Raw genomic sequence first — 23,041 nt, forward strand, 5'->3', positions numbered from 1 at the left:
GGATCCGGAACCGGCCGGGGGTTGTCCCGGTATTGCGCTCTGACTACCCGGATCCGCCGATGAGCCCTGCCCGTTCCCGCCCGGCGCGGTGACATTCGGCTGCCCCGGTGACGTACCGCCGCGTCGCCCCAACCGCGTCCACGGCGTCGCCGACTCCGGTGAATCTCCCTCTTCGGTACCGGCCTCCGCCTCCGGATCGAGCTCGGGATCGGCGACAACCGGCTCCACCAAAGGACTCGTCATAACCCACCACCCAACGCCCGCATACGGATGACACGCAGCGCGGGGATCTCGAGTACCAGGTGGCGACTCATCCGGTTTTCCTCCCATCGGTCACCGGGCCGGGCGAACATGCTGGCGGCCACGGCAACTCGTGCGCGTCTTCCCAGAATTATCCTGACCGCGCCGCTTTCCACCACAGTTCCCAACGTTGGGAATCCTCGACAATGGGTTCGTCGAGGGATTGCCCCGGGTGGCACGGTCCATCGATGCTGAATTTGCAGGTCAGGGCCCGTTCTTGGACGGAGTGCGCGATCGGAAGGTGGGTGCGGCTGTGGCGATTTATGTTGACCGCGTCATCCGTGCCTGGATCACCGGTCGCGCCGGGATGGCCGATTGCCAGTTCGTTGTTCTGGTCGCAGGTGCTGCCGTCGACCCCGTACTGAGTAGGTGAACAGATGGGCTTTCTCGGCTTGGACTTGAAAGATATCGTCGTGACTGCGGTTTCCGTAGTGCCTGGCGTGGGCGCTCCCCTCGCCGGTCTCACCGACGCCGTCTGGACCGGGGTTGAGGAACACAGTCTGAGCAAGGGGCTGCAAGCCGGTGCCACGACCTGGGCGATGTCGTCGATCCCGGGCGGGAAACTCGCGGGAGGTCTCCTGGCGAAGGTGGGCGGTCCGATCGCGGAGAAGCTTGCCAGCAAAGCTGCCAGCGACAGCTTGATCGGCAAGGGTTTCGATTGGGTCGCCAACCATTCCGTAACAATGCCCAATAAGTGGTATCTCCCGAAGTCCGGCAAAACGTTCGGTGGTCTTGCTCCTAAAGCGGTCGGCAGATCGGCGTCGCGCGCCACCGGGCGCGCCATGGGTGCCTACGCCGGGAGTCGCCTCGATGAGGCCGGTTGGTGGCCGGGCAATGGCGGCGGAGGCGGCGGAGCGGATAAGTCTGTCACAATATCGACTCGTCCTGCGGGCGCGGATATGAGTGGCAACTACTATGGGGCCAAGGATTCGAAGGCGGTAATTGGCGCTTACGACGCGGACGGTAAGTCGCAGCAGCCGTGGCCGGTGTCGGCGTGACGGCTACTCCGGAAATGCCCATTCTCTGGGTACCAGATGACCATGGAAATGGTTATCCCGACGGGAAAATTTTCCAGATATCGCAGCCTTCCAAACAGCTCGTAGATAACCGGCTGTTGAAATTTCTCATCACCAACTGGGATGCCCTCGGCAGCGGGAAGACGTCCGATCTGCCGGAGGCTGATTCGGTGAGTCAGGTTTCCGAGGTCCAATTGAGTCAGTTGCGGTCGGGGGCCGTCACCAATTATGTGCAGAAGGCGAGCTCGCTCAAGGCTGCATTCAATGACCTGCAGGTCAAGTTCACTGCGGTAGTGAAAGAGACGACAAAGGATACGAAAGAAGACCGACTGCAATATCAGAGCCAGATGGGTCAGCTGATAAACGGTCTGAGTGATTATGCCACGAAGTCGCCAGACGGTGGTATGACCATGGATGACTATATTATGGGCTACGTTTCGGATGGACTCGAGGCCGGGGCGCAAATCTATAAAGACACTTTGGACAAAATGTCTGCCAGCAAAACCAAGATCGACGACCAGACCAAGCAAATCGCCGACCTGACGCAGAAGGTGAAGGACGGGAGCGCGCTGGCCGATAAGCTCCAGAAGGAAATAGACGATCTGAAGAAGAAAGGCACGGGCACCGGTAACGGTAACGGCGACTATACTTACGATCCGGGCCAGGCCCAGCCTGTAAACAATGGCAATGGCACCAGCAATGGCACCAGCGCCGACGACACCTGGAAACCCATCGACCTCGGTGCCGATGGCTCCTCCACCGGCGACGGCTCGTCGACCGGCACCGGCGGCTCGGATGGCACCGACACCGGAGCGGGTTCGGTCGGGTCGGGAGACACCGGCTCCAGCTACCCCAGCAGCACCACCCCGACCCAAGCGAGCTATCCCGACTCCGGGATGGGTTCGGGCGTCGGTTCCGGTATGAGCGACATGATGAACTCGCTCGGGCAGCAGCTGGCGCAGATGGCGCAGCAGCAGCAGATGCGCGACATGATGAATCAGTACGGCCAGAACGGCCTGGCCCAGCAGCAACCTCTCGCCGCGCAGCCTGCGGTCGCCACGCAGCCCCAAGCCCAGGCCCAGCCTGCGGCGACAACCGCACCTGGTACCCCGGCGTCGTCGACGCCGCCTCCCGGCACCTCCTCGTCGCAGACCGGCCAGGGACAGCCCGGTGGCCCGGTGCCCGGCCACACTCCGGGTACCGACGGCATGGTGGACTACACCTTCCCCGACGGCCGCACGCAGAAGGTCTCGGCGGTGGTCGCGCAGGCGCTGGATGCCGCGTTCGGCAACCAGAGTGGCACCGACGCGCAGGCCGCCTACGGCAAGACACCGGCGAAGTGGTCGGACAAGAAGCAGATCGGCGACTCTGTGGATCCGAACCAGCTGATGACAGGCGACGTCGCGGTCTGGAAGGACCGCACGGCCGTGGTTGTGAAGTTCGGAACCCCGGATTCCGGTGGCACTCTCGAGGCGGTTATCGGCGGCAAGTTGACGGAGTTGACCTCCGACAACTTGAGCCAGTTGTCGGACACCGCCGGGGAATTCGGCGAATTCTCCGGATTCGCCCACCCGCACGGCATCGAGGCAACTGCGGCGGGCAACCAGTCCGGCCAGGCGCCCGGCGGCGCCCCGACGGGCGACCAGTCCGGCGCCCCGATGCTCGCGGCTACGGGAGGGGCGCCTGCCTGAGCATGCGCCGGGGTGAGAGGAGACAGTGATGGCGTTGGACGTCAATCCGGCGGAGCTGGCCGCCGCGGCGGCGAAACTCGCCGAGCTGGCGCATGCCACCGGGCAATCGCTACCCAAGGGCTGGGTGCTGCCCGCGGGTAGCGATCCGATTTCGGCCGAGGCGGTGCCGCAGCTCAATGCCCACGCCGCCAATCTGCTGAACGGAATGTCGGGTGTGCTCGGTGAGATTCACAAGACCGCGCAGAAGCTGGGTACAGCGGCGGCGGATTACACCACCGCTGACGACGCGGGCGCGCGTGAGATAAACGGAAGTGGCGGTGAGGTTTTGGCCAATCCCGTCGCGGAACCGATGCCGCTGAATGTGCGGCAACCGCCAGCTTTCAATTTTCCCGCGGCCGGTGCCAGCGTCGATCCGCTGACGTTCGCGCAGCAACTGCGTGGCGGACCCGGTACGGGTCCGGCGAACAAACTCTCGGCGGATGTGCGCGGCTTTCTCGGCGGCTTCCATCCCGCCGCTCTCGCCGGTGTGGACGCGGCCACACAGACGATGCAGCATTGGGTTCCGGTAGGTTCCGCCGCTGCATCCGAATTGACCAAACATCGGAGCTGGCTCGACGAACTCGGCACCGGATTGGGCAAGCTGGTCGATGGCATCGACACCTACAGCAATGCCTTCACCACGGCGAAGGCCAAACACCCGACGCCCGAGGAGATCATCGCCGCCCGCAAGGAACTGTTGAAGGCGATCCGCTCCAAGAACGAGGTCGGTATCCAGGCCGCGCTGGCGAAGTTCCAGGAGCAGAACGCGCGCTCGGCGGAGACCATCACCGGTTACGCCACCACCGTCGGCTCCAAGAACGCGGAAAACGCCGGTTCGTCGAAAACCGGTTCGGACGAGAGCAGTTCGAGCGGTTCGGGCGAGGCCAGTCAGATGCTGAGCAGCCTGGCGTCCATGCTGCCGACCGTGATGAGTTCGCTGATGTCGTCCGGTCTGTTGAATCAGAACAGCACCGACTCGACGACGGAGGGGCTGGACGATTACGGCTACAGCGACTACGGCTCGACCGATTACGGTTCACTGACCGGCGGCGGCGGTTCGAGTGGCGGCGCGATGCCGATCTCCGATATCACCGGTGCGATGAATTCATCGGGGACGTCCTCGTCGTTCACCGTCGGCCCGATGCCGATGGTCGGTTCCTCGGGCAGTGTCGCGAGCGGTTCGTCGAGTCTGCCGCGAACGTCGGTGATCGAGCCGCTGTCGACATCGGCGGCCGGTGCGGCGCGTGCGGCGGGCACCGGCTCCGGCATGATGCCGTACATGCCGATGTCGCCCGGCATGGGCGGTGCCGGCGCTGGCAACAACGAACGCAACCGCGTGGTGGCCTGGCATCCGGATCGGCTGATGTATGTCGACGACACACCGCATACCGAGCAGGTGATCGGCGAGAAGCCGACCATCGCGCCGACCGTGACACCGCCGACGCCTTCCCAGCCCAATCAGGCGTCCCAATCCGGAGGTTCCGCATGAGTGACATCCACCCCGACGTGCAGGCGGCGCTCGATGCCGCGCGCGAACTCCGCCACAAGATCGCCGACTTGCGCGAGAAGATCGATGGCATCCGCGCCCGTCGGCCGTCGCCGAGCGGCACGGTGATTCCGGAGGTCGATGCCATGGGCCGACTTGTCGGGCTCTACCTCGCTCCGGGCACTGTCGACCGGCTCGAAAGCGATGAACTGGTCACCGAGATCATCGCCGCGATCCGGGAGAGCACCGCCGATGCGGCACGCCAGTACGAGCAGCTCATGGACAAGGATCCCTGGGCCGATGAACCGGAAGCGGAACCGGAACCGGCCGCGGCGAGCGCGGAGCAGAAGTCATGAGTGATGGCGATGGCGTCACCGTCGCCGATACCGTCCGGTGGTTGCACCGCGAGGGGCTGGTCCGATTGGCCGGGGTCGCGGATCGCACCCCGGATCTGTTGTGCGCGTACGCGATCGATGTGGCGACGGGCACGGTGAACGCGCATCCGGTCACCGGAGTCGGTGTCGGTTCGGATGTGGTCGCGCTGGCCGCGGACGACCTGCCGTATCCGGCCGGTTCGCCGAAGCGGTTGGTGGTCGTGGGCGTTACCAGCGCCGAGGCCGTCTTGGTCGTGGACCTGTCTGCGACACTGACCATTTCGATCAATGCCGACAATCCGGAGCAGGCGGCCCGTTCCTGGGTGCTGCAGCTACTGCTGAATCCGGACGTCACACTCACCACCAACAGCTCCGATCTTGCGGTGGCCGCGAGCGATCGCTGTCGGCAGAGTTTCATCCCCGGCGGCGGCGCGACGATCATCAACGTCGACGATCAATTTCCTCCGGCTACCACGATCAGCCTCAATCCGACCACGGATGGGCCCGACCACCTCGACATCGCTCCGGACGGCACCGGCGAAATGTATCTCGGCGCCCGATTCTGGCAGTTGAGTCAGGTCATGACCATCGGTGACGCCGCCTGGAATGCGTTGGCACAGCAGCTGTCCGCCGCCGATGATCCGGCTCCGGAGAAACCCGCCGCGGGCCCGCCCGACCGAGTGATCGCGCCGCCCGGCACTGTCGCACGCACCTAGGAGTAGCCGATGACCGAATTCGATGATCTGGACCAGGACGACCTCGACGAGGTCGCACCGCCGGATTGGCGCAACCTGATCTATGAGGTGTTCAATCCGGACCACACTGTCGGTGTCGCCTGCGGTCGTGACGGCGAGGTCGTCGGGCTGCACATCACCGACGACGCCAGGGACAACGGGGACACCTGGCTGGCCGCGGAAATCGTCCGGCTCGCCCGGCTGGCACATCTGAAGTCACGGGTCGGCCTGAGGGCCGAGATGGAGTACAACGGCACCCGCCCGTACACCATCGATTCCTTCGATCTGCCCACCGAATCCTCTTATCGGGCAAGCGAGATCGCCGAGTTCGGCACCACTTCCTGACCGCAGGAATCTTTCAGACAGGACCCGCCATGACCTACATCCTGGATACGGACGACCCGGACGATGTGACGGCGACCCACGGCCAACACTTCGGGGTCGTGACCTCCAGCACCGGCCACGTCAGTGCGACCACCGATGCCTTCGCGTTGCAGCACAGCCCGGCGTCGGAGCTCGATCATCGGGCCGTCAGGGTGCGCGATCAGATCGTCGGCTGGTTCGGGGACGCGGTCGACGATCTCAACGACCATGCCGGGTCGATGCATCGATATGTCGTCGAGACCAACCAAGCCCTCCACGGCAGCGATGTCGCGGGCGGTGCCCAGGTATCCGGGTCGATCTGATTTCCGGATGGACCCGGAGGAGCGCAACAGTCCGTACTGGAAGGCCATTGTCGGTGAGAACTGGCCGGAGATCTCGCCGCGCGAGTGGGGTGCGCTCGAGCGGGTGGCGCGTGAGGGCGCCGAGGCTTTGGATCCCACGGAGGCCGATCGTGCCCGCCGCGCCTTCGACGAGAGCGTCCGCTCCAGTGCCGGATTGGATCCGATCAAGGATGATCTGCGCGCCCAGCAGGGAACTCTGCGGGGTTTCGTCGATGCGCTGGTGGCCACCGCGGACACCTTCGAGCGGATCGCCGGAATCGTCGACCGGACGCGCACCCACATTCTCGACATCGTTTATCGCGCGGACCGCAAAATCCGCGCTATTCCCGATGAGGTCTCCGACGAAGACGGCGACGGCTCGACCGCCGATGAGGAACGCGCCAAGGTCAGGGAGACCATCGCACAGGCACGGGCCGAGGTCGACGAGGTGGCGAGGCATGCGCTCACGCTGATCGGGCCGGGTGGCCTGCCGGAGTTGCCGATTATCGCGGCGGCGTTGGGGAAGCCGGGGCCAGGGGATCGCCACTCTTCCGGAGGAGGACCTGGGAATCGACGGCATTCGGATCCGCATGCCGGGCCCGGACCGCGCCACCCGGGGAATTCGCAGCTGCCGCCCGGTATTCCCGGCTGGCCCAATGGCTGGCGTCTGCCGGATGGCCTCGGTGTACCACGGGTTCCGGCATTGGATGCGCTGAACAGGCTGTTCGATCAGCTCGGGCTGCCGCGGCCGTTCTCACCGCTGCCCGGTGGTGATCTCGGCGGACCGCACGGGCCGGGCGGCACCGACAACCCGCTTGCGACGCAGCCACCGACGGGACCGCAGCCGGGTGACGCGCCGCGGTCGCAGGCGCCTGATGCGTCGTCGACCGGCATGGGTGCGCCCGGCTACGGTGCCGCACCCGACTCCGGCTACGGACCGCAGCGTATCGGTGAATCCGGGGGTGCGGCGGACTCGGGCGTATCGCACTCGGGCTCGACGAGCCCCGGCGACAGTGGCTCGACACCCACTGCGGCGGAAACTCTCTCGACGTCCGAGGGCGGTTCCACCGACCATGACGTAATAGGAATGGCGTCGAAGTCCGGTACGGATAGGTCGCTGGGGGTTGAGCTCGATGGCAAACACTCCGAATCGGCGCCGGGCGGCTTGCTCGGTTCCATGCCGGGCGCGTTCGCGGGTCCGGTAGCACCGTCGCCGGTCATCGGGCCGCCGACGGTTACGGCACCGCCCACTACCGCGCCGCCCGCCGCGGCAGGCGCCACCGCGAATCCCTCGGCGCCAGGCGCGGATACGCGAGCGCCCCAGGGCGGCGATTCGCGAACTTCCGGTGCGGGACCACGGGTTTCGCCGGGATCGCCTTCGGCGTCCGGTGTTTCGGCCCCGGGTGTTTCGGTACCACCCGGCAAGAACGCGCCACCGGTGCGTCCGGCCCCGGGGGTTCCGGTCCAGTCCGATGCGGCGCCCGACGACTCCGAAAAGTCTTCCGGCAGTGACCATATGCGCGATGCGGTCGGTGCCGCGATGATCGCGGCGGCGGCCCCGACCTTCATGGTCGGTGAACGGGTCGACGGTGATCTCGCACTGGCGCGCACCCTGCTGAGCAGCCTGCTCGCGGCGGCCGAATCCGCGACGGTCGGTACAGCCTGGGCGGTGTCGATCATGCGGCATCCCGGCGGTGTCGGCGCGTTCGTCACCTCGAACGAGGGGCAGGGCTGGTTGCCCGCGCGGGTGTATCTGCCTCGGGAACTCTCGACGCCGTGGATGTGGTCGGTCTCGGATACGGCCTGGGAGGGGATCGCCGATCCGGCCCGGGTACTCGCGGAATTCGCATTGTCCTGGGGCAAGAAAACCGGGGCTCGGCTGACGGCACTGGCATCGTCGCTACCGATCGAGGACGCGCTGAGCCGACAACTGGGCGATATTCCGACGGCGGGTTCGGTCGGTGCCGCCGCGATGATGGATTTCGCCGGTCCGGGAACGGGTTTGGTGGACCGACTGGAACTGGTCGGCGCACCGCAACTGCTGGAGCGGGCCGTGTCGGTGCCCGCCGACCGGATCGGTTGGCGCTGTGTGGAACTCGCAGTCGACGCGCATGCGCGCACGGCACGGCTGGGACCGAATGCCGCGACCGCGCTCGGAACCGCCGCCGTGCGCGAGCGGATCCTGCAGGCATTCCGGCAGGCCAAGCCGGTTCCGGAACAGTGGTGGGATGAGCTACGCGATACCGATGATCTGGTGGTGGCGTCCATGCTGCCGCTGAAGGCGGATGTTTCGCGAATTCCGCTGGGGGAGTTGCGATCGGAAACCGCCGTGGGCCGCTCCGCCTCGGATGCGTCGGTGCTGCGGTCGATGCTGTTCGAACGGCGCTGCGACGAATTGGTGTTGCTATTGGCCGAGGAGCCGACCCGGCAGCGGTTGCGCGATGCGATCTACGCGCACGGACAACTCGTCGATCATCCGGCGTTCACCCAAATGTCTTCCCAGACGCCACAGCCCGCGCCGCGCCGCGCATCGGTCATCGCACCTCCGACGAGGTGAATCCGGGAGCTGCTCGTCGTCATGCCCACCGACCGCGACCACGATGTTCTCGGTCAGTGACGGCGTAAATCAGCCGATGTTCGTGGGCGATCGACACCAATGCCCTCCGGGGTCGGCGCCCGCGCCGATCGATTGTCACCGAGGCGTCCGTGCGGGAATTCCAGGAGTCTCGGCCGTGGATATCGACATTCTGCGGGATTGTGCGGATATTCCGGTCCGGTGCGGCGGATGTTCTCGGTTTGTCCCTGCCATAGCGTTCCCGATGTCAGCAATTGACTTTCCTACGGCAATGTTTCGGGATGTTCGATGGAGAAATATACCAAGTCCGTACGCGTGGTTGCCGCAGCCGACGTCGCGGAGGTTGTGGGACCGCAGGAGCAGCATCTACTGCCCTGCATAACGAGGGATACCTGTGGGGCTGAGGGAATTTCGGCGGCCCTGGTGAATATGGCGCCGGGAAAGGTGGCGCGGGCGCATCTGCACGAGCACAGTGAAACCATCGTGTTCTGCGTGACGGGACGGGCGGTGACGCTGATCGGCCCCGAATTGGAGCCCTATGCGCACGGGCCCGGCGAATTCCTGTACATCCCTCAGGGTGTGGTTCATGTGGCGGTGAATCTCAGCGACACCGAGGGATTGGTGGCGGTGGATGTGCGCACCGATCCGCTGTTCAGCGATGATCTGGTTTTGACGCCGGAATTCGATGTGGCGGCAGTGGAAATCGCCGCGCGGCTGCGGCGGGAGTTGGCTCGGGTATGAGCGAGCGCGGCGAGCGAACAAACAACACAGCCACGAGCGTGCTCGTGCCGGAGCCGAGCGCCAGCGAGGTGGAGGCGTGAGCACGGGTGTCGCGCTCGGCAGGGAAACAGCCATGCGCAGCGGGCCGATCGACGACGCGTTCGCGACATTGGCGCGCCGACCGGATGTGATCTCGTTCGCGGTCGGCGCGCCGGATCCGGCGCTGCTGCCGGGTGAGCTGGTGGCCTCGCTGGCCGCGGCCGCGATCGCGAAGTACGGGAGTGCCGCATTGCAGTACGGGCTCACACGGGGTTTCCCACCGTTGCTGGAGCAGGCGCGAATACTGTTGTCCGGTCGTGGAATCGGGTGCTCGCCCGAGCGGGTACATATCGCCACGGGCGGATCCGGTGCACTGCACAACATCTGCATGGCGCTGCTGTATACCGGCGGGGTGGTGCTGGTGGAGACCCCGACCTACGGTCCGGCCGTGAAGGTGTTCCGCAGCCACGGCGCGCTGGTGATCGAGGTCGCCTCCGATGCGGACGGCATCCTGCCGGAAGCATTGGACAGTGCACTGGCACACCATGATCCGGCGTTCGTCTACCTGTTGCCCACCTTCCAGAATCCCACCGGCCGGACCATGTCCGCAGCCCGGCGCGCGCGGGTCGCCGAGGTGATCACCCGGCACCAGGCACTGGTCGTGGAAGACGATGTGTATACCGACCTGCGGTACCGCGGTGAGCCGGTGCCGACGCTGTGGTCGTTCGCGCCGGACCGTACGGCCTACATCACCTCGCTGTCGAAAACCCTTGCACCGGCATTGCGGATCGGCATCACGGTGCTCCCGGACGACCTGCTCGAGCCGGTACTCGCCCTCAAACAGGGCATCGATATGCAGACCTCCGCCTTCAATCAGGCGATCGCCGCCGAATTCCTCGGCACGCCGGTGGGATCCGCGCATCTGAGTCTGCTCGTGGAATCCTATGCGGCAAAACTGAATACGGTGGTGACCGCGTTGGGCAGATATTTGCCGTCCGGATTCAGCTGGACCGAACCCGATGGCGGCATGTTCGTATGGGTGGAGGGCCCGGCCGATTTCGACGCCGACATGTTGGTTGCCCCGGCGTTGAACAGGGGAGTGGCATTTCTGCCCGGATCCGCCTTCTTCGCGGCTCCCGATGCCCCACGCAACGCGCTGCGGCTGAGCTTCGCCACCGTGCCCGAACATCGGATCGAACCCGGCGTCGAGCTGCTGTCCGGACTGTGCGCATGAGCATTCTCGGCGTCTGGGAAGTGGTGGCCGACGGTGCACCGTTCGGCTACCACGTCATGACCTTCCACGCGGACGGCACCATGGCGCAATCGAATCCGGACCACGGCAACCGCTCCACCAGCGACAGCAACGGCATGGGCACCTGGAAAGCCGACCGCGCAACAGTATCGGGCGCTTTCCTCGAATTTACCGTGGACCGCGCGGACCCCTCGCTGGTGCAGAAGGGAATCGTGCGCTTCGACCTGACCGTGCACGGCGACGAATTCACCGGCTCGGCAAGCGCAACCTTCTACGACCCATCCGGCACCCCACGCCGCGGCCCGTTCCCCGCCACCCTCACCGGCCGCCGGTTCATATGTCCGGTGTCGCTATAGCGGTATGAACACCCTCATACTCAATGGTATGATTGGAGTATGAAGCGGATTACTATCAGCATTCCCGATGACGTGGCCGCCAAGGCTGAGGCTGCCGTCACCCATGGCGAAGCCTCCTCGGTCTCCGCCTGGTTTTCCGATATCGCCCGCCGCGAACCCGACTGGGCCACCGCTCGGGAGATAACCGCCGAGCTTGCCCGCGAGGCCGGTGTGACGGATGAGGATCGCGAATGGGCGCGGAGCGTGCTCGGCTTGGATGAAGCCGAAATGGGTGGTGCCGCATGATCATTCTCGATGCCGGTGCGCTGATCGGCATCGAGAAGGGCAACGCCCGAGCTGTCGCGCTGGTCGACGAAGCCGTTAATGCGAGGCTCCCTGTCCGCGTACCTGCCTCCGTGCTCGCACAGGTGTGGCGCAATAGCCCCCGCCAGCATCCGATCGGGCGGTTGCTCGGTGCAGGCAGTGTGGAGATCATCGACCTCGACCGTCGTCACGCCCAAGCCGTAGGCGCACTCCTCGCCGGTTCCGGTACCGCCGACGTTGTCGACGCGCACGTGATCGTATGCGCTCGTTTGACGCGGGCCCGCGCCGTGATCACTTCCGATCCCGATGATCTTCGCGCCCTCGACCCGAACATCCGGCTCGAAGTCGTGTGACCCCGAGCGGTCGCCCGAAACAGCTTCGGAGTGCGGCCGCTTGTCTTTCGACCGTGGCGGACGGGTACCGTGGTGCGAATCCGGGGCGAAAGGTATTGCCGCGGTCAGTATTCGAGTTCGGTCCAGGGGATGGCGATGGGGAACGGGGCGTCGATGGCGATGCCGTCAGGGTTGTCGTGGGTCCATTCGCTCGCCAGGATGTAGTTGGCTGGGCGCAAGGGGTGGACGCCGTCCGGCAGTTGGGCGTGCCCGATGTCGAGGCCGTAGGCGCGGACTGTTGCGATCGCGCTGGATTCGCGGTCCAGACGCACCTCCCAGTACCAGGGAATCCCAGCGCCCGCGTAGCGGCCTTTCTTCGCCTCGATATCGGTCTGTGTGTTGGAAGGAGACAGGACCTCGCCGACCAGCACGACGGCGGCACTCCGAAGATCCTGGTAAGGGGACTCCAGGCACCGATGGACGAGGAAGCCGGGCGTCAAGAAGTCGGATTTGCCGTTGCGCCCGAGGAAGACGTTTGTTTCGGTGGTCACCCGCCAGCAGTGCTCAGGATGCTCCGACATCGTCTTTCGTGCGCAGCGCTCGATCGTGCTCCACAGACGGTTCGAAAAGGTCTGATGTTCCGCGGGGCCGCGGCGCACCCATACCACGCGCCCGTTCCACAGCTCGATCTGTGCGGCGATCTCTTCGGGGAGTCGCTCCAGCTCCTCCCAGGTCATGTACTCGGGGAGGTCCGGGCGCTCGATACGCGGAAGGGACACGCCGCCATGATAGAGGCCGAGCGGCCGCACTCCGATCTGTATTCGGACTGCGGCCGCTCTGGGTTTCTGCTCCGTTGTGGGTGGTCAGGCGGGGTGGTTGAAGGCTCCGGCTTGGACGCTTGTGGTGAAGGCATCCCATTCGGTCGGGGTGAAGGCCAGGGCTGGGCCGGTTGGGTTCTTGGAGTCGCGGACGCCGACGATGCCGGTGTCGAGGAAGGCGACTTCGATGCAGTCCTTGGTCCCGCCGCTGCGACTGCTCTTGAACCACCGGGCTCCGGACAGGTCAACGTTCATGCTGATACTCCCTTGCCATCTTCCGCAGCAGTGCTCTGCTACTGACTTCATCCAACGCGGCTTGCTCAATGCGTTGGTACGCCTGCCTATACCGCTGCACGATACCGACCTTTTCCGAGTACATATCGCCGGTGTAGTTCTCGGCGTAGACGATCGTGGGTTCGATCGGCTTGCCCCGGCTGTCCACTGGGAACTCCAGGATCACGAAGGTTCCGATCAGCTCACCAGTCGGCATTCCCGAGGAGAACGGCAGGATTCGGATACTGACGTTAGGCATCGTGCTGGCGTCTGCCAAGTGTTTTAGCTGCGCCGCCATGACCGACGGACCGCCGATTATGCGGCGCAACACCGTCTCGCCGAGGATCACGTTGATCGTGGCGGGCCTCGTTTTGCGAGTGATGAGATTCTGCCGACGCAGTTTCATCTCGACGCGTCGCTCGCGTTCTTCGTCGGTATCGCCAGGACTGGCGATACGCGCCATGATCCGCGCATAGTCAGCCGTTTGCAGCAGTCCCGGAACAAGATCCGGTTGATAGGTTGTCAACGTCTCGGCAGCGGACTCCAATCCCATGAAGACACTGAAGTTCTCGGGAATCAGATCCCCGAACTCATGCCACCAAGACTTCTCCGCCGCCTGCTTCGCCAACCCCCGAAGCCCTTCCGCGCGTTCGGGATCGATGCGATAGATATCGATCATCCCGTCGAGCTCCCGCATCCGGATCTTCTGGTTCTGTCCCTTCTCGTACCGCTGCAGGGTGCTCTTACTCCACTCCATCAGCCGTGCGGCGTCCTCCAGTGTCAATCCGATCTCGTCACGTGCTTCGCGCAGCAATCGCCCGAGCTGTCGACGAGTGATGCTGCTATCGCTGTCCACCAATGAATTACCCCCATATTTCGAGCCGACATGTGCTCCAGAATCGGGAAGACCCTCCCACAAACTTCGGCTTTGCGCTGGGCTTTTTCGCCGATTGACAGGGGTTCCCGTTTTCGCCTTCCAAGGACCCCGCGGGCGGTGTGTCCTAGTCGTGGCGATCGGCCGGTCCCTCGGGTCGACCGCCACCATTGACCACCGATACGCCGAGGCGAAGGTTCGCGACGATGACGAACATACAAGCGGGACAGCCGGATACAGCCTACGTCCGCAGTCGGCCGGACGGCGGCGACGCGCGCAGACCCAAAGCGGTCGGCCTGGTCCGCACCGGCGTGTCCGGCTTGGCCGCGCCGCGACATGCGGCCGAGATCAGCCGCCACGCAGAGCAATTGGGGTACGACTACCTCTACACCGTCCGGCCACCGGAGCATCCGGACACCGATCCGATCGGCTATGGCCTCGCGATCGCTACCGGTGTGCAAGCCGCTGCCCTGATCGTCTACGACCTGGCCAGCGTGGACAACACCCCCGCCCGCGTCTGCGAAACCTGCGACCTCGAAACGGTCTGCCCACCGGTGACCTGGGCGCGCGCCATGCACAGCAGCATTACACCCGACCACGCTCACCCCGACCATCCACTCACGGTCGCCGAATCGCACCGAATCATGCAGCGGCACATAACATGTCGCGCCATCACCTGCCCACTGAAGTCCGCGGCTCTCAGGTGCCTGGTCCGCGCGGGCGCGCTCGTCCCACCGGCAATGAGCCCGCGCGAACGCGCCGCGGCCCGCGGCCTGCCATTCGAACCGATCGGAAATGAACTCCCGCCGAAGCGCGCGCTCGGTGCATCCGGCACGCCGTCACCGAGCACCCTGCCCTCGGTATGGCGCGGCCCCGATCTCGCAACCCTGTTGGATGTGCTCGACGCGCTAACCGCCACGGACTCCCACGCCACCAGAGACACCCGGTCATAACCGCCGCCGACCCGTATGGACGGCATCCACCGAACCGAAGTCGACGGCCTCCAAGCGATATGGCACCTGAACCAGCGTCACGAAATCGCAATCATGTTCGTACACAACACATCCGACCCAACCGCGATCGCCTCCTTCGAACCCGGCGACTATCCCGATCTCGTCCAGGCACGCGAACTACTGCCCGAACTCGCGAAACTCTGGGACGCCGTCCGCCACGACTTCTGGACCGCGGCCATTCCGGCACACCGCCGTCCGCGCCCACCTGGAACATCGGCCTGAACCTGGAACGGGCTCCGATCCTCGAACGCCTGGCAGCCGCTTCGGGCACTAGGACGACGAGGCGGCGTCCGCCTCACGGCGGAGCAGCTTCAGGGTCTCCTGGAGCGCTTCATCGGCTTCTGCGTGGTAGATCAGTCGCTCGGCCACAGCCTCGCTCATCCGCTCCCCGCGCAGTCCGGGCGGCAGTTCGCGATGGAGTGCGCTGAGTTCCTCATGCAGGCGACGGATTTCGCGCGCGGCCGTGCGCGGCGCCCAGTGCACTGGAAAGCGAAGCGCGGTCTCGTCGAGTACGTCGGCGGCCTGGCCGAAGTGGTGGAGGCCGGAGGTGTAGCGACTGGTTTGGTTCGTGACGTACATTCCCGCCGTGATCAGGCTCCGCAGATAAGGTTCGGTTGCGGCGGCGAAACCTTGATCACTGCGGGTCCGTCTCAACGCGCTGTATTTCTCGGCTCGGTTACGCAGGTTCCCGAAGACGTCGACGAGTTCGGGGGCGAAGTTCCCCTCCGAGTGCACTTGCAAGGTGATGTCAGCCGAGTGGTACCGGTTGGAAACACGCAGACCGGACAATTCCGCGAGTCCATTCATTGTCTGCTCGAGGATCGCGATCAAGCGCTCGCGGCGGGGGTCATCCTGGCTGGAGCTGCGGGCAGAGACGGCGTCCCTGGCCTCGTGTGCCGCCTCCACAATCTGTTCCAGACGGCGATGGATTTCCCAGAATGGCACCGGGATGTGGTGCAGCGGGTGCGGCCTGGTCCGCGGGTCGCGTACCGCGCCGACGCTGTCGAGCACCAGGCTCGCGCTCAGCCACATCTCATAGGCGACGGGCTTCCAGCCAGCGATGGTGAACAACATCTCCGACAGTGCTTCGTTGTTCAAGACGCCCGGGTCGAGTCCGAATTCGCTTGCGGCGATGAATTGCTTTTCGAGGTATTTCGCCAATGCGGTAGTCAGTGCGTTCAGTATCCGTGCCGCGCTGGTCAACTCCGCGATCGGTGGTGGATCGCCACGATGCAATGCCGCCAGATGGGCGGTGACCTGTTGCCGGGTCTGCGCCATCAGCAGTCGAGCCTCGTGGAAGGGCAGCGCAGAGGCCCACTGCTCGAGCTGCTCGAAGGCGGCGGTGAGATCCGGCATCGTGATCTCCGCACGCAATGGCATCGCGCGGGGAATCTCTGTTGTATCGGCGTCGTCCCCGCGGGCCGGTGCCGTTGCCTGGTCGCCTGGCGGAATCCACTGCGCGGGCGGTACCGAAGCACCGAGGGCGTCGAAGATCCGTGTGCTGGGCAGATCAGGGCGCTGGGCCCATGCCGGTCTGGAAGTCGCAAAGGCACTGCGCAATTCGTTGCCGACGAATTGGATCTGCTCCGGGGTGAGTTGACCGTACTTGGCTGCTCGCCGAAGTCGGATGAGGTCGTGAATGATGCGCTGGATCTCGAAGAACAGGAAATATACATCCCATACATTCGGCGATGCCGACACCTTCTGCCGCAAGTGCTGTGCGGCCGGTCCGGCACCGGTCAGATGATACATGCGGACAAAGTCGATGACGCGATCCCCGGGCCTGGCCAGCTCCCAGTCCACCGCGACCACCTTACCGGCTCGGTTGCCGCGCAGAATGCGGAGCAAGTTCCGGAAATGCGCGTCGAGATGCACGATCGCGAACGGCGCGAACCACTCCGACGACATGACGCCCGAATGGATCCAACGCACCACCGGTTCGAACGGTTTTTCCGGGATCCCCAGCGCGGCAAAGCAATCGGCGAGTTCGGGCAGCGCCGCTCGAATATTGGCCATTTCCTCGGCGACGAGTTCGTCGATGAACTTTCGCCGGTCCCCGGTCCCCAGGAAGGTCTGCCGGTGCAGAGCGTTGAAGAGTTCGACCACCTCGTCGATCACTTCGTCGGTCAGGCCCCCGCGATCCATCACCTCGGCGAGCTGTTCGGCATCCAGGTACTCCATGAGAACGACCTCATCGATCCGGCGGCCGTCGGGCATTCGGACGTCGTTGAACACCCGGTACACCCGCGGCACCGATGGCTCGTTCGCCTCCGCGAATTTCCGATAGACCCGCCATTCGACGAGCTTGACCTTGTCCAGATCGTCCCCGCTGGCCGCTGGAAAGCGCACCATGAATTGTGGCTTCCCGTCGACATAGCCGACCGGGACATTTTCGTTCTTACTCCCCGCCATCGCGGTCGACAGGCTGTTGAGTCCCTGCTCGAGAAGGGCCGCGGCGATCTCGTCGGGCATGGTCTGGCCTGTCGTTCCGCCGATCGGCTTGTATTGATCATTGGTACGCAGGTTGGGTATGGGTGTGTCGGCTTCCGGTACCGTGCCGCTCGCGTGCTCAGGGGCCTCGCCCTCGTTCTCGAGGGCGACCGCTGCCACTGCCGCCGCCAGTCGGCGTAGTGCGCGCCGTTCCAACTGGCGCGGGGGTTCGTCGAGCTGCATCTGGTGGGCTGTCTCGTTGCGGGTCAGGCCGTCCCAGAACCTTGCGGTCAAGTAATCGCGCTCGAGATCGGACAGGGTGGTCAGACCGCGTTCGACCTCACGGCTGCTCCGTCCGGGTGCCAGCGCGCGGGCCAAGGAGTCGGCGGGGTCGACCTTCACGAATTCGATCAAGGCGCGCAGCACGGCCTGTCGGAAGAGTTCGGATCGCACGTGGTCGACCGCGCGATTGCGGGCGTGGACGATGACCATCTCCGGGGCGTTGTCCGCGTGATCCGCGAGCACCTCCGTGGTAATGGCATCGGCCGTCTCGGCCGAGCCCACAATAGGCTGTACCTGTCGAAACACTATGTCCTGGAGCGGCGTTGGAGAAGCGATCGCCGGGCGTCGGCGGTCGATGATTCTCGCTAGATCGTTGGGTGTGAAGGGCGCCGGTCGGCTGGCTGTCGCCGAGGCGGCTACCGATTCCGTCGGCCGCAGTGGGGGCGAGGTCGCGATGGTGACGAGATCGTCGGGCACCGGGAAATGGATCGGCTCGATGGATTCAGACCTGCGCTGTTCGAAGTCGAGCCGCAGTTGGGTCGGCCATGTCCATGCGGCGCGGTTTTCATCGTGCAATCCTTCGAAGATCGGGCCTGGGTCGGCCGGGAATTGCGCCAGTTCCGTGGCCAGTCGACGGAGTGTCTGCGCAAGCCGAGGTCCTTGCGCCGCAGTGGCCAAAGCTTCCAGGCGCGCGAGGCTGACGTTGTCCGCTGCGACTCGGCGGACGGTCTCCGCCGACGCGCCGAGCGGGGACCCGTACTGCCTGTACAAGCTGTATTCCTCGGGCCACATCTCGAAGATTTTCGGAAAGTCGGCGGTGTTCGTCACCCGCACCGCTTGCGCGGTCAGAGCCCTCTCATCCATGGGAAACAGGGTCCAGAATGCCTGCAACAGCGGCTCGACAGCCGGATCGGTCCGGATGGCGTCAGATAGCGTAAAAGCCCAGGTCAGATCCGTCGTTGCGGCGCCGTGCGCCGCCGCTGGCCAGGTGAATCGATGGAGGCGATGGCGTTCGAAGAGCTGATTCGTTGCCAACCACTTCGCGGCGAATACCGCTCGCCAGTACGAACCGCGGAATTGCTCCTGAGTTATATCGCGCGGATCGGCGCCGCGGGCTGGGGCCTCGGTTCCTGTTCCTGTTCCTGATGGGCTGTGTGCCACTTCGATGCGGGTGTCCGCGTCCCGTGTCGCCTGCCGCGCAAGTGCTCTTGGTCGGATATACCGATGTGAACCCAACCAATCCCGGCCGTGCTGGACCGCGATCATTTTGGTTGGGAAACGGGTGTGCAAGGCCGCATCGATCATTCTCGACACTCGATCGAAGTGGGGCCCTGCGACAAACGGACCATAGAAGTCGATCCACGCGTGGGCGGTGCCTTGCGGGTCGAGTGCGTATTCGATTCGGCAGTCGACTGGGGGATCCCCGGTTCCGGTATCGATCGTGATCGTTCTTATACTGCGGGGTCCATCAGCGATCTCGCGCCACCGCACGGTTTCCGAGGCGTGCAGAACCAGCACACCGGACCGGGTCTCCGCGCTGAGGACGGTCCCGCTGATTCCGAGAGGCCGTTCGCGAGTTGTCGGCCGGGGCGAACGCGAGTCGACGACCAGCACGCCGGATACCGCATCCTCGTCGAGGTCGCTGGAGTGCGGATTTCTCCCGACCCGGGCCGCGGGCGGCGGTGCTTGTTCGGGAGCTGTCTGCAACTGGTGATGGAGTTCGAACCAGGCGGAACGCCGGGTGCCGCTTTCGGATCGAGTGGTGCCGAAATCGTCCGAGAAAGCCCTGAGCGCGATGGTGGGCTCATCATCGATCTGCGCCTCGGAGCTCCCGGGCGCGCAGATGGTGACCACTTCGACGCGCGTTTTGCGAGTGTGCTGGTCGTCCGTCGCCGTCACGACGGCCTCGATCCGGGTGTCCGGCTGCTTCCTCGCTTTCACAACCAACTGGGTGAACAGCACGTTCGCCGCCGCGACCTGCTCGTCGGTCAGCCAGGTGAACCGTTCGCCCAGCAACCGCAGTAGTTGGTCGCGCGCCGGATAGGCGGCACTGATGTTCTGGTTCTCGGTCGTATCGGTGGTGTCGCGGACGACGAACTGTTCGTGGGTATGCGGCGACGATGTTTCGTCAGGTTCTGGCGGTATATGCTCCAGCGGGCTCGCGGGATCGTCGGCTGGTGGTTGTGCCGCCGCCTGCCGGTCGCCTCGGCTTAATGCGCTTGTGCCCGAGGCGTTTTCGTTCGGCTCCGATGGGAGGTCGCGATGCTGGTGCGGTTTATCCCATTGCACGGGGTCGCCGGGAACGTCGTCGTTGTGGTGGAAGGCCAGGAACTGGTTACCGAGGTGCTGCGGTCGTTTTCCACCGGCGAGGCGGTGGCGCTCAGCGGCGAACGGGTTGTCCCCGGGATGGTGGAAGGGCTCGGGTTCGGCGGCGTTGTGTCCGGGGAGTGTGCCGGAGCCGCCAGCGGCAGGCCCGGGTCGGTGGGTCGGCAGGTCCGCCACCGGAGGATTGCCTATCCCGTGTAGGAGAGCCAGGGTCTGATCCATCGCGTCGCCGAAAGATGAGTCGAGGAAGAGCCGGTCATATGCGCGGGTGGCCATCACTCGTGGCCGCACATAATACGACCTGAATTGCGATGCCTCGAGTTGTTCGTGCAGTTCGCGCGCGGCGGCGGCGGCGGTGTGCGGCGCCTGGTGTCCACGCAGACGCGCATCGATAGCGTGCAGGGTCTCGGAAAGACGGCCGAGATGTTGAAGACCGGATGCGTAGTCGCTGGTCCTGAGCACGTAGTACCGCGTGACCGTAGCCAGGCACTCCAGATAGGCCGCTGCCGCCGCGGCGAAGTCCCGCTCGGCGCCGTTTTGTGCGCGAGCGAACACTGTCGCGAGGTCCGGCAGCCTGCTGAAGGCGTCGGCCACCGCCGGGTCGAGTTCGTGCCGCAACGACCGCAGATAGGTGTCGGCGACATCGGTGTAGAAAACAGCTTCTTGTGGGTACCCGACGGTTTCCATCGCCGATATCAGGTGCGCGAGACGTGCTGTCCTCAAATCGTCCGCACCGGCGGGACCAGGAGTATCTCCGGGGTCCACCGATTCGGCCAGCAGTTCCAGCTTATGCGCGAGTTGCCCAGCCGATACCGAAAGTTCATGAAGGAGCGGAGGTGGCACATAGTGCATCCGGAGGCTGCCGATGCAGTCGAACACCGCGCGTGCCCCGAGGTGCGTTTCGCCGACAATCGGCGCCCACCCCGCGAAATACTCCGCCACCTCCGACAGCGCTGCGTCGTCGAGCAGTTCGAGGTACTGAGCATCGCCGAGGAACGCTATCCCCTCGGAGATTCTCTCCCAGAGTACAAAAGCAATCGTGTTCAGCGCTCGTGCCGGACCTGTCGGTACTCGAGGTGACCTGATACCACGGTGAAAATCTGCCAGCACCACGGTGATTTCGGCGCGCAATGTAGCCAAGACTTGCTGAATCTCATCGAATGGCAACTGGTGAGCCCATTCCCATAATTCATCGAATGACGCGTCGGTGAAGCTGGGTATCGCGGTTTCAGCCCGTCCGGGCGGACCGATGACGTAATAGAGGGGATCAATGTAGATGGCCAGCATCTCAGGGCCGGTTATCTGCGAGGGAGACGGGCTCCAAACTCCGATGGCTTCGAAATACTGCTGTCTGGACAAGGGGCCGCGGATTCCTTGGCTCCGTCTGGCCGCTCTGAACGCGCTCGCCAACTCGGTTGCCGCGAAATGGATCATCTCGGGAGTGAGCAGACCGAACATCGCCGCGCGCGTGTGTCGGACGGTGTCGATGAGGGTTCGCTCGATCTGCGACAGCAGGTCGTATATGTCATCGCGCTCCGTTCGCGGCAGCAGCCGCTGGAGCAGTTCCGCGCTCGGGCCGGATCCCTCGAGCAGGCGAAGGCGGGCCCAGTCGAGAGCTGGGTCGCCCGGCCTGGCGAGTTCCAAGTCGAGGAGCGTCACCGTGCTTTCGAGATCGTAGAGAACGTTCTTGAAATGCGCGTCCGAGTGTATGAGAACAGGATCGATATTCTGCCCCGGCGACACCATGGCCAGAACCGGTGCGAAAGGATCGCTGGGGATTCCCAGCGCGTCGAAAGTATCCCGGTATTGTTCGCGCGACCTCGCGAAGACGGACATTTTCTCATCGACCAGTCTCTGGACGAAGCTCAGGAGGTTCAGCCTATTTCCGGCCCCCTTGGTCTGTGCATGCAGTTTTGCGATACTCGCCACCACGATCGCGATCGGCTTTTCCGGCAGATCGTGGAATAGGCGTGCATTGTCCACGAATCCCTGGATCTGCACGCCGTCGACGACAGTGCCATCGGGCAGCACGACACCGTTCATGATGTAGTACAGCCGTGGAATCTTTACGTCGATGTCGCGTTTGGCGAGCCACTCGATCACCCGTGGTTCGGAAGTAAGTCTGGTGTCCATACTGTCTATGCCCGACTTCCGTATGCGCACCAGAAATGAGCCGACCCGAATATTCAGATTGTAGTTGCCGTCCAAAGCCGACGATAGGTTGCGCAGGGCTTCGGCGATTATCGCCGCTGCCATCTCATGTGGCATATCGACGCCGTCTCTACCGCCCAGGAAGCGGAGATCCTCGATCGGTGGACCGGGTATCGGGCGTGTGGTCGCTGGGGCCGGTGCGAATTCGGATACCTGGTTGCCCCGCTCCGGTAGGGCGACGGTCGTGGCCAGCTGCGCCGCGACGCGCCGAAGTGCGCGGCGCTCCACCGCCCACGGTGCCTTGTCCAGTTGCAGCCGATCAGCGGCCTGTCGCCGAGTGAGCCCGTCCCAGAATCGTGCCCGCAGAACGCCACGTTCGTCAGGTAATTCGGCAAGGCAGTGTTCCAGCTCGCTTCTGCTCGCCTCGGCCAGGGCGCGAACCATGGGATCGGAAATGTCGACCTTGGCGTCGATGATGAGAGCGACCAGCAGAGCCTGCCGGAATCGGGCGAAGCGCACATGATCTACTGCCAGCTCGCGGGCAACGGCGAGCAGCGCCTCGGCACCCTGCTCGCCCGCCTGCGAAAATGCCGCGGCCGCAACGTCCTGTGCAACGAGGTCGGCGTCTACCAGCTCTCGCACTTCTTGGAGCACGACCCGCATGAGCAGCGTGTCGGGGTGGTCCGGCTGTTCGGCCGCACCAGCAGGCTCATGCGAGCCGGGGTTATTCGAGGTCTCGCCGCTCCCTTGCGTGGTCCGCGACTCATCCGACTCGCTCTGCAACTCGCTCGTTCGCGGTCGGTCATCGCTCGCGTCGGCTGGTTGGTTGGATTCGTCGTTCGCGGGCGGGCCTTGGACTTTGTGTTGGCGTTGTTCTCGGGTGGGGCCGTCGGTGTTCGATCGAGGCTTGGGGTGGAGGTGGCCTTCTTGGTCTGTGGTGAATTCGAGGATGAA

Annotated in this window: 20 protein-coding genes; 15 read left to right on the forward strand and 5 right to left on the reverse strand. The window is 64.6% G+C overall.

Annotation, left to right across the window (positions count from 1 at the left end):
- Positions 1-243: hypothetical protein (locus NP3_RS48725; RefSeq protein WP_218025064.1), on the reverse strand; the 243-nt coding region annotated here is incomplete at its 3' end.
- 434 nt (positions 244-677) lie between these two features.
- Here NP3_RS48725 and NP3_RS43900 point away from each other — a divergent pair.
- From NP3_RS43900 to NP3_RS43960, 13 genes are all read left to right on the forward strand, one after another.
- Entirely contained in the window at positions 678-1,298 is a 621-nt protein-coding gene (locus NP3_RS43900) for a hypothetical protein (protein ID WP_063047615.1), read from the forward strand.
- Positions 1,280-3,007: a hypothetical protein gene (locus NP3_RS43905; protein ID WP_063047616.1), complete on the forward strand. Its 1,728-nt coding sequence runs from the start codon at positions 1,280-1,282 to the stop codon at positions 3,005-3,007. The genes NP3_RS43900 and NP3_RS43905 overlap by 19 nt, the downstream gene beginning before the upstream one ends.
- 28 nt (positions 3,008-3,035) lie before the next feature.
- Positions 3,036-4,535: a PE domain-containing protein gene (locus tag NP3_RS43910; RefSeq protein WP_063047617.1), complete on the forward strand. Its 1,500-nt coding sequence runs from the start codon at positions 3,036-3,038 to the stop codon at positions 4,533-4,535.
- Entirely contained in the window at positions 4,532-4,888 is a 357-nt protein-coding gene (locus NP3_RS43915) for a YbaB/EbfC family nucleoid-associated protein (RefSeq protein WP_063047618.1), read from the forward strand. Before NP3_RS43910 ends, NP3_RS43915 begins: the two co-directional genes overlap by 4 nt.
- Positions 4,885-5,622 (forward strand): hypothetical protein, encoded by a 738-nt coding sequence (locus NP3_RS43920; protein WP_063047619.1) that lies wholly within the window; start codon positions 4,885-4,887, stop codon positions 5,620-5,622. The genes NP3_RS43915 and NP3_RS43920 overlap by 4 nt, the downstream gene beginning before the upstream one ends.
- Before the next feature lie 9 nt (positions 5,623-5,631).
- Positions 5,632-5,985 (forward strand): hypothetical protein, encoded by a 354-nt coding sequence (locus NP3_RS43925; RefSeq protein ID WP_063047620.1) that lies wholly within the window; start codon positions 5,632-5,634, stop codon positions 5,983-5,985.
- Positions 5,986-6,014: 29 nt separating this feature from the next.
- Positions 6,015-6,326, forward strand: a complete 312-nt coding sequence (locus NP3_RS43930; protein WP_063047621.1) for an MPN domain-containing protein — start codon at positions 6,015-6,017, stop codon at positions 6,324-6,326.
- 7 nt (positions 6,327-6,333) lie between these two features.
- Positions 6,334-8,901: a hypothetical protein gene (locus NP3_RS43935; RefSeq protein WP_063047622.1), complete on the forward strand. Its 2,568-nt coding sequence runs from the start codon at positions 6,334-6,336 to the stop codon at positions 8,899-8,901.
- Between the two features lie 306 nt (positions 8,902-9,207).
- Entirely contained in the window at positions 9,208-9,660 is a 453-nt protein-coding gene (locus tag NP3_RS43940; protein ID WP_063825072.1) for a cupin domain-containing protein, read from the forward strand.
- Positions 9,661-9,736: 76 nt separating this feature from the next.
- Entirely contained in the window at positions 9,737-10,912 is a 1,176-nt protein-coding gene (locus tag NP3_RS43945) for an aminotransferase-like domain-containing protein (RefSeq protein ID WP_245721374.1), read from the forward strand.
- Positions 10,909-11,286, forward strand: coding sequence for a hypothetical protein (locus NP3_RS43950; protein ID WP_063047624.1), 378 nt, complete (start codon positions 10,909-10,911; stop codon positions 11,284-11,286). Before NP3_RS43945 ends, NP3_RS43950 begins: the two co-directional genes overlap by 4 nt.
- Positions 11,287-11,325: 39 nt before the next feature.
- The gene (locus NP3_RS43955) at positions 11,326-11,571 is read left to right on the forward strand and encodes a hypothetical protein (RefSeq protein ID WP_063047625.1); all 246 of its coding nucleotides are present in this window, start codon (positions 11,326-11,328) and stop codon (positions 11,569-11,571) included.
- A complete protein-coding gene (locus NP3_RS43960; protein WP_063047626.1) occupies positions 11,568-11,942 on the forward strand; it encodes a PIN domain-containing protein in 375 nt (124 codons plus the stop codon). Before NP3_RS43955 ends, NP3_RS43960 begins: the two co-directional genes overlap by 4 nt.
- 104 nt (positions 11,943-12,046) lie before the next feature.
- Here NP3_RS43960 and NP3_RS43965 read toward each other — a convergent pair whose 3' ends face one another.
- The 3 genes from NP3_RS43965 to NP3_RS43975 all read right to left on the reverse strand — a co-directional run bounded on the left by NP3_RS43965 (position 12,047) and on the right by NP3_RS43975 (position 13,868).
- Positions 12,047-12,658, reverse strand: a complete 612-nt coding sequence (locus NP3_RS43965; protein WP_063047627.1) for a Uma2 family endonuclease — start codon at positions 12,656-12,658, stop codon at positions 12,047-12,049.
- Positions 12,659-12,784: 126 nt separating this feature from the next.
- The gene (locus NP3_RS43970; RefSeq protein WP_063047628.1) at positions 12,785-12,994 is read right to left on the reverse strand and encodes a DUF397 domain-containing protein; all 210 of its coding nucleotides are present in this window, start codon (positions 12,992-12,994) and stop codon (positions 12,785-12,787) included.
- Positions 12,984-13,868, reverse strand: a complete 885-nt coding sequence (locus tag NP3_RS43975) for a helix-turn-helix domain-containing protein (protein ID WP_281197770.1) — start codon at positions 13,866-13,868, stop codon at positions 12,984-12,986. The genes NP3_RS43970 and NP3_RS43975 overlap by 11 nt, the downstream gene beginning before the upstream one ends.
- Before the next feature lie 224 nt (positions 13,869-14,092).
- Between NP3_RS43975 and NP3_RS43980 the strand changes: the two genes are divergently transcribed.
- A complete protein-coding gene (locus tag NP3_RS43980) occupies positions 14,093-14,839 on the forward strand; it encodes a hypothetical protein (protein ID WP_063047630.1) in 747 nt (248 codons plus the stop codon).
- Positions 14,840-14,932: 93 nt separating this feature from the next.
- Positions 14,933-15,121 carry a hypothetical protein gene (locus NP3_RS43985; RefSeq protein WP_157124963.1) on the forward strand — a complete coding sequence of 63 codons (189 nt, stop codon included), beginning with the start codon at positions 14,933-14,935 and terminating at the stop codon, positions 15,119-15,121.
- A 48-nt stretch (positions 15,122-15,169) separates the two neighbouring features.
- On the opposite strand, the gene NP3_RS43990 is transcribed toward NP3_RS43985, so the two are convergent.
- Positions 15,170-22,870: a hypothetical protein gene (locus tag NP3_RS43990; protein ID WP_157124964.1), complete on the reverse strand. Its 7,701-nt coding sequence runs from the start codon at positions 22,868-22,870 to the stop codon at positions 15,170-15,172.
- Positions 22,871-23,041: the final 171 nt, after the last annotated feature.

The sequence above is a fragment of the Nocardia pseudovaccinii NBRC 100343 genome, assembly GCF_001613225.1.
Taxonomy (GTDB): domain Bacteria; phylum Actinomycetota; class Actinomycetes; order Mycobacteriales; family Mycobacteriaceae; genus Nocardia; species Nocardia pseudovaccinii.

Bases quoted from the DNA above. Each gene is read 5' to 3' on its own strand.
- NP3_RS43900 (WP_063047615.1), top strand. From the start codon at position 678: ATGGGCTTTCTCGGCTTGGACTTGAAAGATATCGTCGTGACTGCGGTT.
- NP3_RS43910 (WP_063047617.1), top strand. From the start codon at position 3,036: ATGGCGTTGGACGTCAATCCGGCGGAGCTGGCCGCCGCGGCGGCGAAA.
- NP3_RS43915 (WP_063047618.1), top strand. From the start codon at position 4,532: ATGAGTGACATCCACCCCGACGTGCAGGCGGCGCTCGATGCCGCGCGC.
- NP3_RS43920 (WP_063047619.1), top strand. From the start codon at position 4,885: ATGAGTGATGGCGATGGCGTCACCGTCGCCGATACCGTCCGGTGGTTG.
- NP3_RS43925 (WP_063047620.1), top strand. From the start codon at position 5,632: ATGACCGAATTCGATGATCTGGACCAGGACGACCTCGACGAGGTCGCA.
- NP3_RS43930 (WP_063047621.1), top strand. From the start codon at position 6,015: ATGACCTACATCCTGGATACGGACGACCCGGACGATGTGACGGCGACC.
- NP3_RS43935 (WP_063047622.1), top strand. From the start codon at position 6,334: ATGGACCCGGAGGAGCGCAACAGTCCGTACTGGAAGGCCATTGTCGGT.
- NP3_RS43940 (WP_063825072.1), top strand. From the start codon at position 9,208: ATGGAGAAATATACCAAGTCCGTACGCGTGGTTGCCGCAGCCGACGTC.
- NP3_RS43950 (WP_063047624.1), top strand. From the start codon at position 10,909: ATGAGCATTCTCGGCGTCTGGGAAGTGGTGGCCGACGGTGCACCGTTC.
- NP3_RS43955 (WP_063047625.1), top strand. From the start codon at position 11,326: ATGAAGCGGATTACTATCAGCATTCCCGATGACGTGGCCGCCAAGGCT.
- NP3_RS43960 (WP_063047626.1), top strand. From the start codon at position 11,568: ATGATCATTCTCGATGCCGGTGCGCTGATCGGCATCGAGAAGGGCAAC.
- NP3_RS43965 (WP_063047627.1), bottom strand. From the start codon at position 12,658: ATGACCTGGGAGGAGCTGGAGCGACTCCCCGAAGAGATCGCCGCACAG.
- NP3_RS43970 (WP_063047628.1), bottom strand. From the start codon at position 12,994: ATGAACGTTGACCTGTCCGGAGCCCGGTGGTTCAAGAGCAGTCGCAGC.
- NP3_RS43980 (WP_063047630.1), top strand. From the start codon at position 14,093: ATGACGAACATACAAGCGGGACAGCCGGATACAGCCTACGTCCGCAGT.
- NP3_RS43985 (WP_157124963.1), top strand. From the start codon at position 14,933: ATGTTCGTACACAACACATCCGACCCAACCGCGATCGCCTCCTTCGAA.